General features: G+C 58.6%; 14 protein-coding genes. 9 read left to right on the top strand and 5 right to left on the bottom strand.

Annotated features, from left to right (window positions below):
- Nucleotides 1-3: 3 nt before the first annotated feature.
- The 4 genes from L6D75_RS01710 (at nt 4) to L6D75_RS01695 (ending at nt 4,346) form a co-directional block, all read left to right on the top strand.
- Nucleotides 4-975 carry a VOC family protein gene (locus tag L6D75_RS01710; protein ID WP_176511218.1) on the top strand — a complete coding sequence of 324 codons (972 nt, stop codon included), beginning with the start codon at nt 4-6 and terminating at the stop codon, nt 973-975.
- Complete coding sequence (locus L6D75_RS01705) at nt 972-1,790, top strand: enoyl-CoA hydratase/isomerase family protein (protein WP_176511217.1); 819 nt, start codon at nt 972-974, stop codon at nt 1,788-1,790. Before L6D75_RS01710 ends, L6D75_RS01705 begins: the two co-directional genes overlap by 4 nt.
- Nucleotides 1,791-1,820: 30 nt before the next feature.
- A complete protein-coding gene (locus tag L6D75_RS01700) occupies nt 1,821-2,642 on the top strand; it encodes an SDR family NAD(P)-dependent oxidoreductase (protein ID WP_176511216.1) in 822 nt (273 codons plus the stop codon).
- A gap of 99 nt (nt 2,643-2,741) precedes the next feature.
- On the top strand, nt 2,742-4,346 hold the full coding sequence (locus L6D75_RS01695) for a phytoene desaturase family protein (RefSeq protein WP_176511215.1): 1,605 nt from the start codon (nt 2,742-2,744) through the stop codon (nt 4,344-4,346).
- Nucleotides 4,347-4,394: 48 nt separating this feature from the next.
- Here L6D75_RS01695 and L6D75_RS01690 read toward each other — a convergent pair whose 3' ends face one another.
- A complete protein-coding gene (locus L6D75_RS01690) occupies nt 4,395-5,060 on the bottom strand; it encodes a TetR/AcrR family transcriptional regulator (protein ID WP_176511214.1) in 666 nt (221 codons plus the stop codon).
- Between the two features lie 182 nt (nt 5,061-5,242).
- Here L6D75_RS01690 and L6D75_RS01685 point away from each other — a divergent pair, with 182 nt between their 5' ends.
- From L6D75_RS01685 to L6D75_RS01665, 5 genes are all read left to right on the top strand, one after another.
- Complete coding sequence (locus L6D75_RS01685) at nt 5,243-6,520, top strand: cytochrome P450 (protein WP_176511213.1); 1,278 nt, start codon at nt 5,243-5,245, stop codon at nt 6,518-6,520.
- A gap of 51 nt (nt 6,521-6,571) precedes the next feature.
- Entirely contained in the window at nt 6,572-7,603 is a 1,032-nt protein-coding gene (locus tag L6D75_RS01680) for a hypothetical protein (protein ID WP_176511212.1), read from the top strand.
- 167 nt (nt 7,604-7,770) lie between these two features.
- Nucleotides 7,771-8,559 carry an SDR family NAD(P)-dependent oxidoreductase gene (locus L6D75_RS01675; RefSeq protein ID WP_176511211.1) on the top strand — a complete coding sequence of 263 codons (789 nt, stop codon included), beginning with the start codon at nt 7,771-7,773 and terminating at the stop codon, nt 8,557-8,559.
- A 45-nt stretch (nt 8,560-8,604) separates the two neighbouring features.
- On the top strand, nt 8,605-9,906 hold the full coding sequence (locus L6D75_RS01670) for an MFS transporter (protein ID WP_176511210.1): 1,302 nt from the start codon (nt 8,605-8,607) through the stop codon (nt 9,904-9,906).
- Between the two features lie 24 nt (nt 9,907-9,930).
- Entirely contained in the window at nt 9,931-10,281 is a 351-nt protein-coding gene (locus L6D75_RS01665) for a nuclear transport factor 2 family protein (protein ID WP_176511209.1), read from the top strand.
- Nucleotides 10,282-10,340: 59 nt separating this feature from the next.
- On the opposite strand, the gene L6D75_RS01660 is transcribed toward L6D75_RS01665, so the two are convergent.
- From L6D75_RS01660 to L6D75_RS01645, 4 genes are all read right to left on the bottom strand, one after another.
- Nucleotides 10,341-11,174: an oxidoreductase gene (locus L6D75_RS01660; RefSeq protein ID WP_176511208.1), complete on the bottom strand. Its 834-nt coding sequence runs from the start codon at nt 11,172-11,174 to the stop codon at nt 10,341-10,343.
- 77 nt (nt 11,175-11,251) lie between these two features.
- Nucleotides 11,252-12,487, bottom strand: a complete 1,236-nt coding sequence (locus L6D75_RS01655) for an NAD(P)/FAD-dependent oxidoreductase (RefSeq protein ID WP_176511207.1) — start codon at nt 12,485-12,487, stop codon at nt 11,252-11,254.
- Nucleotides 12,488-12,507: 20 nt separating this feature from the next.
- Nucleotides 12,508-12,828 carry a 2Fe-2S iron-sulfur cluster-binding protein gene (locus L6D75_RS01650; protein ID WP_176511206.1) on the bottom strand — a complete coding sequence of 107 codons (321 nt, stop codon included), beginning with the start codon at nt 12,826-12,828 and terminating at the stop codon, nt 12,508-12,510.
- A 26-nt stretch (nt 12,829-12,854) separates the two neighbouring features.
- Complete coding sequence (locus L6D75_RS01645) at nt 12,855-14,117, bottom strand: MFS transporter (protein ID WP_176511289.1); 1,263 nt, start codon at nt 14,115-14,117, stop codon at nt 12,855-12,857.
- Nucleotides 14,118-14,258: the final 141 nt, after the last annotated feature.

The following is a 14,258-nucleotide window of genomic DNA, read 5'->3' as shown; positions in this document are numbered from 1 at the left end:
ACGATGTTCGAGTTATTGATGAGTGCCGACATGATGGTTCCGGACCCGGACGGCATGACGGAAATGTTGGTCGACAAGCTCGGGATCTACAAACATGAACGCTGGCGCCAGGCGTTCGACAATCACCCGTACATTGCGCACTTTCTGCGCGTGCACAAATCGCTGGCAGTGTCGCCAACGCGCATTGAGCCGCAGTGGCACCTGGATCGTCCCAATCCCGGCGACCCGTTGTTTCATGACTTTCTGGAAAGCCTGAAAGCCTTCCAAGGCCATCACCGGCCGATGATCACCCACTCCATCGTGCTGGCACTGCACGGCGACAAGTTCGATGCACTGGTGGACAAATTGATGCGCCGGCGCTTGCCGTTCCGTATGGCGCAACGCACACCGGAGATGCCGTTTGATCGCCTGTGGTTGGGCGCGACACCTGAGAAACCGTACTACCAGCCTGACGTGGACGGCGGGTTGTGCATTGAAATCATGCCAACCGAACCGCTGCAGATGCCGCCAGAGACCTATCAGTTGCCGCCGATGCAACCGCGTGATCTCAAACCCGGCGACATGGTCCGAGTGACTGCGCGTGGCTTCCTGGTCCGCGATCTGGATGAAACGCTGCGCAAGGTGTCGACCAACCTCGACTGGGAGCCGAGCGGCCCGGTCGAAAACATCCGCAGCGAAGGTTACCGTCGTGCGCGTATGGGCTTCACCGTACCCAACAGCGCCACCCTTGATGTGATCGAAGCCACTTACTGGAACACTAACGCCGGTCATTACGTTAACAACTGGGGGCCGGGCCCATATTACATCCGTATCGGCGTTAACGACCTGGCCGCCAAGGCCGAGGATCTGCGCGCACGCGGCACTCGCTTCCAGTGGATCGAATCCTCGGAGGCTGTAGGTGGTCGCGCATTGATCAAGATCGACCCTCAAGAGCTGGATGGTCAGGTCTTCGAGTTCGAGGAGTGCCCTGCATGAGCACAGCGCAAAACCCGCAACTCCCGATCGTGATCAACGAGGCCGTGCGCCTGGAGCGCGACGCCATGGTGGGCTGGGTGGTACTGACCCGGCCCGGTCAGATCAACGCCATCAACGATGACATTCGCCTAGGCGTTCCCCAGGCCCTGGCTCTTCTGCAGAAAGACCCTGAGATCCGCGTGATCGTGATTCGCGGCGAGGGCGAGCGCGGTTTTTGCGCCGGTGCCGATATCAAGGAGCGCCGGGGCCCGGAGTCGAGCCTGCAGGTGCGCCAGCGCATGGAAAACGTACGCTGGATCGAATCCCTGGACCGCATTAGTAAACCGGTGATCGCCGCCATCCACGGCTATTGCATGGGCGGTGGTCTGGAGTTGGTGTTGGCATGTGATATTCGCTTCGCAACCCCTGACGCCGTCTTTGCCTTGCCGGAAACCGGCCTAGGGCTGATCCCCGGTGGCGGCGGCACCCAGCGCCTATCTCGGGTGGTGGCGCCGGGTCAGGCGTTGGACATGTTGCTCACTGGCGACCGGATGGGCGCAGAACAAGCGCAACGCATAGGTCTGGTCAGTCGGCTGGCCAGTGACAGCGCCAAGCTGCTGGAAGAAGTGCGGGCCTTTGCCCAGCGCATCGCCAGCAAACCACCGACCGCATCGGCGTATGTCAAACAGGCGGCTCGCGCGGCACTGGAAATGGATCTGAAAAGAGGCCTGGACCTGGAGCTTGATCTGTTCGCCTTGCTGGCCCCGACCAAGGACGCCCGTGAAGCGGCGCTGGCCTTCAGCGAGCGGCGCGAACCACGTTTTACCGGCGAGTGACACGTCCCCCCCAAAAAATAAGGAACGGACATGAGTTCAGGAAAACTGGCAGGACGGGTGGCCATTATTACCGGCTCGGGCGGTGGTCTGGGGGCTGAGTGCGCCCGGGTACTGGCGTCCCATGGCGCGAGTATTGCGGTAGTCGATATCAACTTCGAGGGAGCAACGGCTGTTGCCCAGTCGTTGATTTCCGAGGGCCATCAGGCCCTGGCAATTGCCACAGATATTTCTTCGGAAGACGCTGTGCAGAACATGGTTGTTCAAGTGAAGGAGCGCTTTGGCCGTATCGATATTCTGCACAACAACGCGGCGATTCTGAATGCCGAGCAACGTCAACTCGATCGTGATTTCGTCAACCTCGACATGCAGGCCTGGGACCGCGCCATCGCCGTCAACTTGCGCGGCGCCGTGCTCTGCAGCAAGCATGTCATTCCGGTCATGCTGGAGCAGGGCAAGGGCTCGATCATTTACGCTACTTCGGGCCTGGGCATGCAGGGCGATATGTCCCTCACCGGCTACGCAACGTCCAAAGCGGGCTTGATGATGTTGCCGCGCATGGTGGCCTCGCAGTATGGCAAGCAAGGTATTCGGGGCAACGCGGTACAAATCGGCCTGGCACCTTCAGAGCACGCCATGCCCGAACCTTTACTGGACATCCTGCGCGATAACCACTGTACCGCCGAGCTCGGTACACCCCGGCAAATCGCCGATGTGGTCGCCTTTTTGGCCAGCGATGAATCCTCGTTTGTCACCGGCACCACCCTGGTGGCCGACGGTGGCTTCAGCAGCCACACCCCCTCACTGGTCGCGATGCGCGCATTGTTCGCGCAGATGGGACGCACCGGCATGTAACGTTGCCCCCCGATGTGCCAAGGGTGCACCGGGGCGCCTCTTCGCCACCACAGCCGCGCTTCGTGCCGCCGTGGTTGAATGACGTCATGGAAGCAAGTGATGAATCAGAACCAAACAGCGGGAAACACTGATTTCGATGTGATCGTGGTCGGTGGTGGCACCAACGGCTTGTCGGCGGCCTGTTATCTGGGCATGGAAAGCAAGAAGGTCTTGGTCTTGGAGGCGCTGGACAAGGTCGGCGGCATGGCGTCTTCGGGGTACCTGATACCCGAAGCACCTCAGCATCTGGTTCATCCTTGTGCACTGGACATGATGTCGATGCGTGTACACGCCCATGTTCCGGCGGAACTGGGGCTTGAGCGCCACGGTTTTAAGTCGGTCGAGCTGGCCCCCGGCTACGTGTATCTGCACCCGGATGGGCAGTCGCTGATTTTCTGGCGTGATCGTGAGAAAACTGCCGCAGAAATTCGCCGCTTCAGCAGCAGGGACGCCGAGGCATTTCTGGCGTTCATGAAGGTCATCGACATGTTCCTCGACATTGCTCTGCCGATGATGCGTGTCGATCCGGCCAAGTCGAATCTGGGTGTCAAATTAAGGATGCTCGGTACCGCGATCAAGCACAAAGCCTTGAAGCCCGAGCTGATGGCGTTGATGACCGGCTCCGCCCTGCAGGCAGCACGCGAACGCTTCGAGCATCCCGTCACCATTTCTGCGATGTGCGCACTGACGGGGCTGGCCGGTGATATCAGCGTCGATGGTGGGGGGATCTATTACGCCTTGCTGGGGTTCCTGCATCGCTTTGGCGTTGGCCGTGTGATCGGGGGCATGCAGCAACTGAGCAATGCCATGCAGTCACGTCTGGAAGAGCTGGGTGGCAAAGTGCTGGTATCGGCCAGCGTCGGTGAAATCGTTGCGAAAAGCGGCCAGATCAAAGGCGTCAAATTGACCGATGGCCGCCAGTTTACTGCCCGGGCCGTGATTGCCGGATGCCATCCAAAACCGGCGCTGAATATGGTTACTCGGGGTGAGATTCCCCAACATTTACTGACACGCATCGCCATGGCTCCAGCTAATGGCAGGGGCTCGGGACCGCTCAAGATCGACGTTGCCTTGCGCGGGCAGATTTCCGTGCCACGCTATGCCGCAGCGCGTGGAGACGGTGTGGATCTACGTAAAACCGTACTGTTGATCGGAACCGAAGAGGCCGTGCTGGAAAACTTTGCCGCCTGTGCCCGTGGCGAAGTACCCAAGCTGCCTTACATCACCGTGGCTGCACCGAGCGCCGCCGACCCTTCACAAGCACCGGCGGGCCAGGATGTGTTGTACATCTATCCGCCGGTCATGCCGGTGAACCCCAACGAGGGTTGGGATGCACTGCGTGAGCGAGTGGCAGATCAGGTGCTGGCGCAGTTGTACGACTATATCGAGGGGATAGAGGGGCAGGTGATTGGCCGTCGCATTGAGGCCGCCCCAGATTTCACTGCTCGCTTGAACACCGTCAATGGCTGCGTGGTGCACATCGACACCACTTCGATGCGCTCAAGCACCATGCGTCCCGCTTATGGCTTGGGTGGTGATACTTTGCCGGTGGCAGGGTTGTACCTGGGCAGTGCGGGCATTCATCCGGGTGGCGGTGTGAACGGCATGGCCGGTCGACTGGCTGCCAAGCGAGTCAGCAAATACCTGAGTAAAAAGGGCAACTGAGCAGACCTGCCCCACACACCGATTTTGTTTAGCACCACGCCGATACCGCTAAGTGTTGTCGGCGTTTTTTTTTGCGCCCAATGAAATGCTGGCCAGGACAAAATCTGCCGAGTATTGGCGCCACGTGGCCATGCCTTCTGCGGAGTCGGTATCCAACCCTGCGAGCGCCGACATCGAGTAGCGGTTGGTGAACCATCCGGTAGTGACCAGCGAAGCGCTGGCCAGCAGTAGCCTCGGGTTGATATCCGCACGAAAGTCGCCGCTGGCTGCCCCGCGCAGCAGAATCCCATCGAGTTTGTTGATCAACGCGGGGGCCATTTCAAGAAAATGGTTGCGCGGCGTCTGGTGCGCGTCGTGATAACGGATGCCTTCCAGTGCGAGGCTGCCGAGGAAAGGATCGAAGCGGTACTGGTCGAAGAAATGATTGAGCACGGTCCGCATTGCTTGCGGTGGGGCCAGTTCTTCTACTTTGAGGTTGAGCAGTTCCGACATGATATTGCTCGAGGACTCATCCAGCACCGCCACGAACAAACCTTCCTTCGAGCCATAGTAGTGGTAGACCAGCTGCTTGGTGACGCCGGCCTCACGGGCGATTTCTTCCACTCGCGCACCGGCCAGTCCCTTCCTGGCGAACTCAACGCGCGCAGCCGCGAGCAAGCGATTCATGGTGTTGCGCTTGCCCTGCTCGCCACCTTCTCCGGCCTTTACCGCCACCTCGTACTCCTCATGCCTGATGGGTTCTGACAATTCACACTTTGAAGCATTTTACCGGTGGGCTTCGTTTGACCCCGAGTCAAACGAAGCGGGCCGCCCGTGCCGACACAACCGCATACCATAGATCGGCAGCCGGGCAATCTTGGTGTGCAAGTAGAAGAAAAACAAGACGGGAGATCCTGATGAGCAACGAAAGCGCAGCACTGGACCTGGCAACCGCCTATTCCGCGGTATCGGAAATGTATCGCGGCACTGACCTTGATATTCACGCGGTCTGCCGCGAACAGCGCTTGAAGTCGCCGATCTATGAGGGCGACTTCATCACTCAGTTCGGCGTCCCGACCAATGCCGGTACCCAGCAGGGCACTCGCCCGACCTACGCCTTGTTTAAGTATCAGGACGTGATGGCGGTACTGCGCGATGGCGCGACCTATACCAGTGGCTTTATTGCCGAAGGCCTGGGGGCATTTTTCGATGGCTTGATCATTCTGGCCATGGACGGAGACGAGCACCGTAAGGTGCGCGCCTTGCTGCAACCTGCGTTCATGCCCGACACCGTGAATAAATGGCGTCCACAGATCGACCAGGTCATTCGCCAGGAATACATCGAGCCGATGCTCCCAGCGAAGAAAGCCGACCTGATGAAGTTTGGTCTCGAATTGCCGATTCGCGTCATGTACGCCTTGATGGGATTCCCTTCGGATGACCCGTCCAAGTACAAGCAATACGCTGCCTGGGCCCTGGCAATTGTAGGCGGTAATCAGATTGACCCGGCCAAAATGGTCGAGGCGCGGCGGCAGGCCGGTATCGCCGTCAAAGGTTTGTACGACGCTCTGGAGGAAGTCGTAGTGCAACGACGCGCCGAAGGCAGCCAGGGTGACGATGTGATTGGCCGCTTGCTGCGCGCCGAATACGAAGGCCGCACGCTGGACGATCACGAAGTCATCACCTTCACCCGTTCGTTGCTGCCGGCCGCCGGCGAAACCACCACGCGCATGTTCGGTTCGGTCATGACTCTGCTGCTCACAACGCCCGGACTGCTGGATCGAGTGAAAGCTGATCGATCGCTGATCGGCAAGTTGATGGACGAAACCACGCGCTTTGAACCGGTGGCCACCTTCAAGGTGCGCGAGACCGCCAAGGAAGTGGAGTTTCATGGCGTGAAGATTCCCAAGGGTTCTTTCGTCCAATGCATGGTGGTCTCTGCCAACCGTGACGAAGACGCCTTCGAAAACCCGGATGTCTTTGACATTGACCGTAAACCAAAGCCGTCATTTGGTTTCGGTTTCGGCCCGCACATGTGCATCGGCCAGTTTGTCGCCAAGGTTGAAATCAGTTGCGCGGTCAACGCGATTCTCGACCTGTTCCCCAACTTGCGTCTCGACCCGAACGAACCTGTACCGCAGATCGCCGGAGCACAGCTGCGTGGGGTTTCCAAACTGCCAGTGATCTGGGACTGAGCCGGATTATAGCCCCGCTTCCAAGCCTCAACAAAAACAACAGAGGGCACTATGAGAACGTTCAAAACCATTCCAGAGCGCGGTGATTTCGGCTTTCAACAACTGGTCGGGCCGCACAACGTGACCGGCGCTTCGATGTCGGCCGAGCGCGGCTTCTTTGGCCTGCACCTGAGCAAGAGTTCGCCGTTCGGATCGGTGCGCGACGAGCAGGGCAACATTTATTCATTCGTCCGCTCGCTGATGGCGCCCAATGGCACGCCAAATCCGACCAAATTCTTTTACCTGAACAACCACGTCGACAACGTCAACCTGCGCATGGACCACGAAAAAATGGCCAGGCAAGCGCTGACTCCTTTGCCGGTGCACAGCCTGGAAGGTGATACCGCACGCTGGGCCAGTCAGCCGGGTGAAGCCGGAAACGCCTGGGAGATCACCGCCAGCAGCGAACGCGTGACCTGGAAGGAAGAAGGCCTGTTTCACCTTGAAGGCCGCCTGCTGGGCCCTGGACTTCAGTGGTACTTGCCGGGCGTGGAGTGGGGCACCTTTTACGTTTCGCAACTGTGGGACATCGCCGGTGTATGCGAAGGGCGCCCGGTAAAAGGTGCCATGGCCCTGGACCAGTTCTACATGGCTGAAGGTGGCGCCATCCACTTCAAGAAAGACCTGGTGGTGAACAACAACAAGCACGTGATCTGGTGGTCCTTTGTCACTGTATACAAGGACGGCACCTGGGATACCGGCTCCTTCATGGTTGGTCACGACCATCTGGGCTACGCCATTTTCAACAATGAAAAAGGCGAAGTGCGGGTCACCACCGATATCGAAGGGCAAACCGAGCACAAGGACGGCAGCTACTTCCTGAAGTCCGCGAAAATCGTGCTTGAAGGCAAGGAAGAGTGGGAATTCTTGCCGGACGAGAAGGGCGAAATGATCGACTTTGTCGGTGGCTTCCCGATCACCGCCCAGCAGGAAGGGCGCTGGCGCCGAGTGGGCGATACCCGCGAGCCGTCGCACTGGCTGGGTTGGGGCGAGTCGGACAGGCGTAACGGTTCGGCGCGGAATGTGCCGGGCAGTGACTTGTAAACCTGTGTCCCTCTGTAGGAGCGAGCCTGCTCGCGATGGGCGTGAACGATAACGCGCTAGGTCTGATACCCAACGGTGCTTTCGGGTTTTTCGCGAGCAGGCTCGCTCCTACAGAGGATTTGCGTTGCTTCAGTAGCCTCTACTAATAACAACAATGAGGATCCGCGATGAAATTCCGTGACAAAGTAGTGCTGGTCACCGGTGCCGGTCGAGGCATGGGACGTGCCATCGCTCTGGCCTATGCCCGAGAGGGCGCCAAGGTCGTGGTATCGGCACGCACCGCTCGATATGGCGAAGAAACCATCGAACAAATCAAGGCACTGGGCGCTCAAGCCTGTCTGGTCGGCGGCGACATCGCCGATCGCGATGCGATCAAGGCGATGGTACAGGGTGGTATGGAGCACTTTGGTGGCCTGGACATCGTGGTGCATTGCGCCGCTGACACCAACCATGGACTGATCGCGGAGATGGCCGACGACACATTCGACCATATCGTTCGCAGCAATATTCAATCGCTGTTCTGGTTGGCCAAGGACAGCGCCCCATACCTTTCAAAAGCCGCCGACAAAGGCCGGTTGATCTTCATTTCTTCCGGTGAAGCCAACCGCAAATACACACCACGCTTGATTGCCTATGGCTCCAGCAAAGCCTTCATGAATGCATTCGCTCGTGGGTTGGCGGTGGAATTTGGTGCGATGAATATCCTGGTCAATGTCGTGGAGCCCGGGCTTATCGGCACGGACCACATGTTGGAAACTCTGGGTAACGAACTGCCGCATAAACTTGCTGCGCACTTCCCGGTGGGGCGTTTGGGGGAGTCTGCGGACATTGCCAATGCCGTGTTGTTTCTGAGCTCCAACGAGGCTTCGTATATCACCGGTACTTCGCTGCTGGTGGACGGAGGCGCCACGATGATCGCGCTGCCAAAAGTCGAAGAAATCCTCAAGGGCGAATAAATCATGTCGCGTGGCCGTGAAGGCGGCTGCGTCAGGAGTCAGGTCATGACAACTGAACAATACAACGGCAATGCAAGGGCTCTTGAGGGCAATGACTTCTCCGAGTTCAAGCGTGGCTGGCACGTGGTTCTACTGGGGCTGTTCGGCATTTGCACCAGCATAACGGCTGCCCTGCTGTATGCCTTCGGAACCCTGGTCATTCCGCTGGAGCAGGCCTTTGGCTGGAGCCGGGGTGACTTGCAGGCCTCGATCACTTTTCTGTTTGCCGGCGTGGCGATTTCCACGCAACTGGTCGGGCCGCTCTATCGTCGTTACGGCTTGCGCCGCGTGGCGATTGTGTCGATCGTACTGCAGATCATCGGCTACTTCGCGATCACTCGAATTCAGGGTTCGATTGGCTGGTTGTACTTGGCGTTTTTTGCGATGCCGATAGTGTGTGCGGGGACCATTGCGATTACCTGGACACAGCTGGTCAATTTCTGGTTCGAGCGTAATCGTGGCCTGGCATTGGCGGTGATCCTATGTGGCACGGGGCTGATGGCGATGATTCTGCCGCCACTGTTGTCGCGACTGATTGCAGCCTACGGCTGGCAAGCCGGATTCATTGCCCTGGGCGCGATGCCGTTGCTGTTCACGCTACCGCTGTCATTAATGTGGTTACGCATGCCAGCGCAGCCCGTCAACACTGATTCGGCGGTGCAGGAGGCGCTTCCCGAGCTGAGCGGCATGTCTTTCAAACAGGCGTTGCGTTCAGGCACCTACTGGGGCTTTAACATCGCCTTGATTCTCTCGGTATCGTTGACCGTGGGCATGGTCACCAACATGGTGCCCATGCTGCAAAGCAAGGGCCTGAGTGCGCAGGAAGCCAGCCAGATCTTCAGTACGTTCGGCATTTCCATCATTTGCGGGCGCTTGTTGGTGGGCTATCTGTTGGACCGCTATTCACCTTCTGTGGTCGCGGCCGTGAGCCTGGCGCTACCTGCGTTGGGTTGTGCCATTTTTCTCTTCGGGGGAGCGCAGAACATCCCGTTGCTGGTGCTCGCCACCTTGTGCATTGGCGCCAGTGCCGGGGCCGAGTTCGATCTGGCGGCATTCCTGATGGCACGCTATTTCGGCCTGAAAGACTACGCGCGAATCTTCGGTTTGCACTTGTGCCTGATCACGGTGGTATCCGGGCTGGTGCCCATGCTGTTCGGTCATCTTTATGAAGTGTACGGCAGTTACTCGGCGGTGCTGGTGTGTTGTTTCTGCTGCGCCATCATCGGCCCGACCATTCTGCTGTGGCTGAAGATGGAGCCGGCCTTTCTGGCTCGACAACAATACCTGCAAACGCAGCAACACGTCTGACCCATATCCGAGGATGAATGTGAAATGAGCATGGACAAACACGCAATCGACCACTTCCTGCATGGTCAGATCGACTGCTGGAACCGGGGCGACAAAGAGGGATTTTTCGCTCACTACCGCAGCGTATCGAGCAATGGCTTGAGTATCGAATACGTCGGCAAACCACAGCACGACGCCTGGCAGGTTCTGGAGGGAATGTGGGCGCAGCAGCAACCGAATATTCGGGTCGAGGTGCGCCAATGCATCGTCAATGGCAATGAGGCGGCGTGTCATCACCTGAATGCTTTTCGCGAGCAGGAAGGCGGCATCGAAACGATTGAGTTGTATCGGTTCGAGGAAGGTAAGTTGTTTGTGAGGTACTTCATCAACCAATAAGCTTCAAAGCCGTTATGCGAACAGCACAGCCACTATGGCTGCGCTGTTCGCATGGGTTGCTACACACCATCGGCGGAGAAGGACAGGTGACGCCAGAGTTCGATTTGCGCGAGCATTTTGTTGAGCTTGTCACTGACCTGCTGGTAGGCGTCGGAACCTGCCAGATAGCGCAACGGTGGATGTTCACTATTGGCCAGGTGCACAAGCGCTTCGCCCAGTTTCGCCGGGCTGCCGGTTTGTTGGTGGTTGTAGGCGGCCGACGCGCTTCTGACCTTGGCAGTGAAGGTCGCGTAATCCTCCAGCCCACGTGTACCGAAGACCGCGGAGCTGGGATCAAGGAAGTCGGTACGGAATACACCGGGTTCCACCAGCGTCACCTTGATGTCGAACTGGGCCACTTCCTGAGCCAGTGACTCGGAAAAACCTTCCACAGCAAATTTCGAGGCGCAATACAGTGCGGCTCCACCCATCCCTACCACACCGCCCATCGACGACACGTTGAACACGTGACCGCTGCGCTGCCGGCGCATGACGGGCAGTACGGCGCGGCAGACGTTGAACACACCAAACACGTTGGTTGCAAATTGCTTGTCGGCTTCACTGGCGAGATTGTCTTCGAAGGGTGCCAGTTGGCCGTAGCCTGCGTTGTTGACCAGAATGTCTATTCGGCCAAAACGTGCCACCGCAGCCTCTACGGCACTGAGTGCCTGGGACTCGTCGGTCACGTCGAGCGCCACGGCCAGGACACGCTCGCCATAGTCGGCGAAGGCATTTTGAAGGGGTTCGATACGTCGTCCGCTGACCACGACCTTGTCCCCGGCTTCCAGGGCGGCTTTGGCAATGGCAGCGCCCAGGCCGCGGGTCGCGCCGGTGACAAACCAGACTTTATTCATTGCGTTGCTCCCGTCTTTGCAAGAAAAAGCCGCACTCAGAATCGGGTGCGGCCATGGGGTTGGGTCTTCGTGCAGGATCAGTCGCGGTTGGCTGCTTCCCAGGTTTTGAGATCGAAGCCTTCTGCAGAGGCTTCGGCTGCGGTCAGCCTGGGGGCGCGGGAGAGAATCTTGCGAGCCGCCATGTGATCGCCCATGCGATTACAGGATTCCACCGCCACCAATCGATCATTGCGGAAACACAGGACCGACAGTTGTTTGTCCTGAGCCGAACCCAGGACCACGGTGCTGTCGTATCCGTGGGAGAGTCCGGCGATCTGCAGCTTGAGGTCGCCCTGATCGGTCCAGAACCAGGGCAGGGCACCATACGGCGACGGTTTACCCATCAAGCGGGCCGCCACGGCGCGAGCCTGATCTACGGCGTTCTGCACCGACTCCAGGCGAGTATGTTTTTCATCGTTCTGCAGGCAAGGGAAATTCGCAACGTCGCCCAAGGCTGAAATCCTTGGGTCAGAGGTGAGCAGGTTGGCGTCGACCTTGATGCCGTTCTCGATCGCCAAACCCGCTTCGGTTGCCAGTTGTGCATTGGGAATCACGCCAATACCAAACACCACCAGATCGGCGGGCAGGGCGCGTCCGTCGGCGGTTTGCACGGCGCATACCTTGCCGTTGTCACCATCGATGCGGCTAAGTCCCTCGCGGAAGTCGAAGTGCACGCCCCATTGTTCATGCGCCTGGCGGAACAGCTCGGACATTTCCCGTGAAACCGCCCGTGCCATTGGTCGCTCGGCCAGTTCCAGCACGTGCACGTTAGCCCCCAGCGCCGCAGCCACCGCGGCGAACTCCAGGCCGATGAAACCGGCTCCAATCACCACTACATTACGCGCAGCCTTGGCCAGCGGCGCCAGTGCATCGGCATCGGCTTTGGTTTTTATGCCGAAGACTTGCGGTAAATCGGCTCCCGGCACTGGCAGAGGACGGTTATGCGCACCGGTGGCCAGGACCAGATGGTCATAATTGATAGCATCGCCCGAGGCCAGAACCACGCGACGGTTCTGGCGATCAATCGCAGTCACCTGGTCGTGCAACAAATCAATGCGCTGGGTGGCGTAAAAGTCGGCTGGACGGAACAACAGATTGGTGTCCTGGATTTTGCCGAGCAGATACGCTTTCGACAGCGGCGGGCGCTGGTAAGGCAGGCCGGGTTCATCACCGATCAGGGTGATGTGGCCTTCGTAACCTTCCTGGCGCAATGAGGTGGCGACCTGGAAGCCGGCCTGGCCAGCACCGACAATAACGACTGAGGCGAGGGTCATGACAACTCCTTGGGGCGTATTCAGAATTGCGAGGAAGGCAAGTGCAACACCATGCCGTCCATCTCTTCGCTGATGATCAATTGGCAGCTCAGTCGACTGTTGTCACGACGCTCGAAGGCGTACTCAAGCATGTCGTTCTCCATGCCTTCCGCTGCTTGCACTTTGTTCAGCCAGGCTTCGTCGACATAGGTGTGACAAGTGGCACAGCTACAGGCACCGCCGCAGTCGGCGGGAATGCCGGGTACCGAAGCGAAGGTCGCGGCTTGCATCACCGATTGGCCAATGTCGCCTTTGACCTGATGGGCGGTGCCGTTGTGTTCGATAAACGTCAGAGTGGGCATGTTCTGCTCCGGTTCTTGTTGGGGGCTCAGGATTGGCTGGGGAGCGTTTGTGCATTGAAGCGCGGCACTCGCCCAAGGGTCAGTAACAAAAGGGGGCCGATCAGGCAGCAGGCGGCGCTGTAGACCAGCATCGCCGTGTAGGAGCCGGTGCGTGCCAGCAGATAGGCAAAGAGCAGTGGGGCCAGCGCCGAGGCCACGGTGTTGAGGCCTTGATGGATGCCAAACAGGCGTCCGTACTCTCGCAAACCGAAGTAACGGGCAATCAGGAAAGCGGCGATATCGAATTCTGCTCCCGCGCCAAAACCGACCAGCACCGCTGCCAGCAACAGGGGTGCAAATTCAGTGGTCGGGCTCAGGTAGATGAAGCAACCGATGGCAGGCAGCACCAGGCTGAGTGCTGAAACCGCCGGTGGCCACAGGCGATCGAGCAGGTAGCCGATCAGCATCCGGCCGAAAATCAGCGAAATGCCAAAACCGCCAAAAATAGTCGCGGCCTCGGCAGCGGGTAAACCCCTGGCTTGCAGCATGGGCACGGTGCTGGTGACCATGCCTACAATCGAAGAGATCACCAGGCTGAGTGCCAGATTGCAGGTCCAGAATTTCAGCGACCCCATGCCTTCACGAAAACCCATGCCGGGCAATTGTTCCAACGGCCGACTGTTGTCACTGTGGACTGCTGCGCAGGGCAGCTTGAACCACAACAGAATCAGCGGCAGCAGCACTAGCAAATTCAGCAGCGCGAGAATCACGAAGGCCGCACGCCAGTCCCATTGCTCGATGCCCCAGGCCATCAGCCGTGGAATGGTGGCGGCGGTCACACCAGTACCGGACAACCCGATGGCCAGCGCAAGGCCGCGATTGCGGTCGAACCACAGGCTAATCAGTTGCGTCCAGGTAACAGCCAAGGCGCCCATGCCTACGATGGGCAGCAAGGCAAAGGCGATATACATCGACCAGATCGACTGAGTCAGTTGAGTGGTCGCCAGGTAGCCGAGCGACAACATCAACAAGGAAATGACGGACACGCGTTTGATGCCGTAGCGCAGGTTGAACCATCCCACGAGTTGTAGCGACACGACTGCTCCAGCAAACAGGAAGGTAATGCACGCCTGCAATTCACTTTTGCTCCAGCCAAACGCATCGCCCAAGGGCACGACCAAAGTGCCGAAGCCATAAAGCAGGGCGGCGTTGATGCTGATGGCAACTCCGGCGACCGCCAGAATGAGGATCCTCCAGCCTTGACGGAATTCGTGGAGATCAATGGCCGCTTTGATTTTTGAAGGATGCATGGGGTTGGCTTCCTTATAGGTTTTGTTGAGCCAAGCACTGCTGCAAGGGGGGGAGGACCACCGCCGGCAGATTCTTTGAACAGAATTCGATATTTTATTCAGAATAAAATCAGAATTTTCGCTTTGTCCAGCAGAGCTATC

It is taken from the genome of Pseudomonas faucium (assembly GCF_021602585.1).
Classification (GTDB): Bacteria; Pseudomonadota; Gammaproteobacteria; order Pseudomonadales; family Pseudomonadaceae; genus Aquipseudomonas; species Aquipseudomonas faucium.
Note: the sequence above shows the minus strand (reverse complement) of the source record. Positions and strands in the feature narration are given on the sequence as shown.

Excerpts from the sequence above, each read along its gene's own strand:
- L6D75_RS01710 (WP_176511218.1), top strand. The coding sequence starts at position 4 with ATGTTCGAGTTATTGATGAGTGCCGACATGATGGTTCCGGACCCGGAC.
- L6D75_RS01705 (WP_176511217.1), top strand. The coding sequence starts at position 972 with ATGAGCACAGCGCAAAACCCGCAACTCCCGATCGTGATCAACGAGGCC.
- L6D75_RS01700 (WP_176511216.1), top strand. The coding sequence starts at position 1,821 with ATGAGTTCAGGAAAACTGGCAGGACGGGTGGCCATTATTACCGGCTCG.
- L6D75_RS01695 (WP_176511215.1), top strand. The coding sequence starts at position 2,742 with ATGAATCAGAACCAAACAGCGGGAAACACTGATTTCGATGTGATCGTG.
- L6D75_RS01685 (WP_176511213.1), top strand. The coding sequence starts at position 5,243 with ATGAGCAACGAAAGCGCAGCACTGGACCTGGCAACCGCCTATTCCGCG.
- L6D75_RS01680 (WP_176511212.1), top strand. The coding sequence starts at position 6,572 with ATGAGAACGTTCAAAACCATTCCAGAGCGCGGTGATTTCGGCTTTCAA.
- L6D75_RS01675 (WP_176511211.1), top strand. The coding sequence starts at position 7,771 with ATGAAATTCCGTGACAAAGTAGTGCTGGTCACCGGTGCCGGTCGAGGC.
- L6D75_RS01670 (WP_176511210.1), top strand. The coding sequence starts at position 8,605 with ATGACAACTGAACAATACAACGGCAATGCAAGGGCTCTTGAGGGCAAT.
- L6D75_RS01665 (WP_176511209.1), top strand. The coding sequence starts at position 9,931 with ATGAGCATGGACAAACACGCAATCGACCACTTCCTGCATGGTCAGATC.
- L6D75_RS01660 (WP_176511208.1), bottom strand. The coding sequence starts at position 11,174 with ATGAATAAAGTCTGGTTTGTCACCGGCGCGACCCGCGGCCTGGGCGCT.
- L6D75_RS01655 (WP_176511207.1), bottom strand. The coding sequence starts at position 12,487 with ATGACCCTCGCCTCAGTCGTTATTGTCGGTGCTGGCCAGGCCGGCTTC.
- L6D75_RS01650 (WP_176511206.1), bottom strand. The coding sequence starts at position 12,828 with ATGCCCACTCTGACGTTTATCGAACACAACGGCACCGCCCATCAGGTC.
- L6D75_RS01645 (WP_176511289.1), bottom strand. The coding sequence starts at position 14,117 with ATGCATCCTTCAAAAATCAAAGCGGCCATTGATCTCCACGAATTCCGT.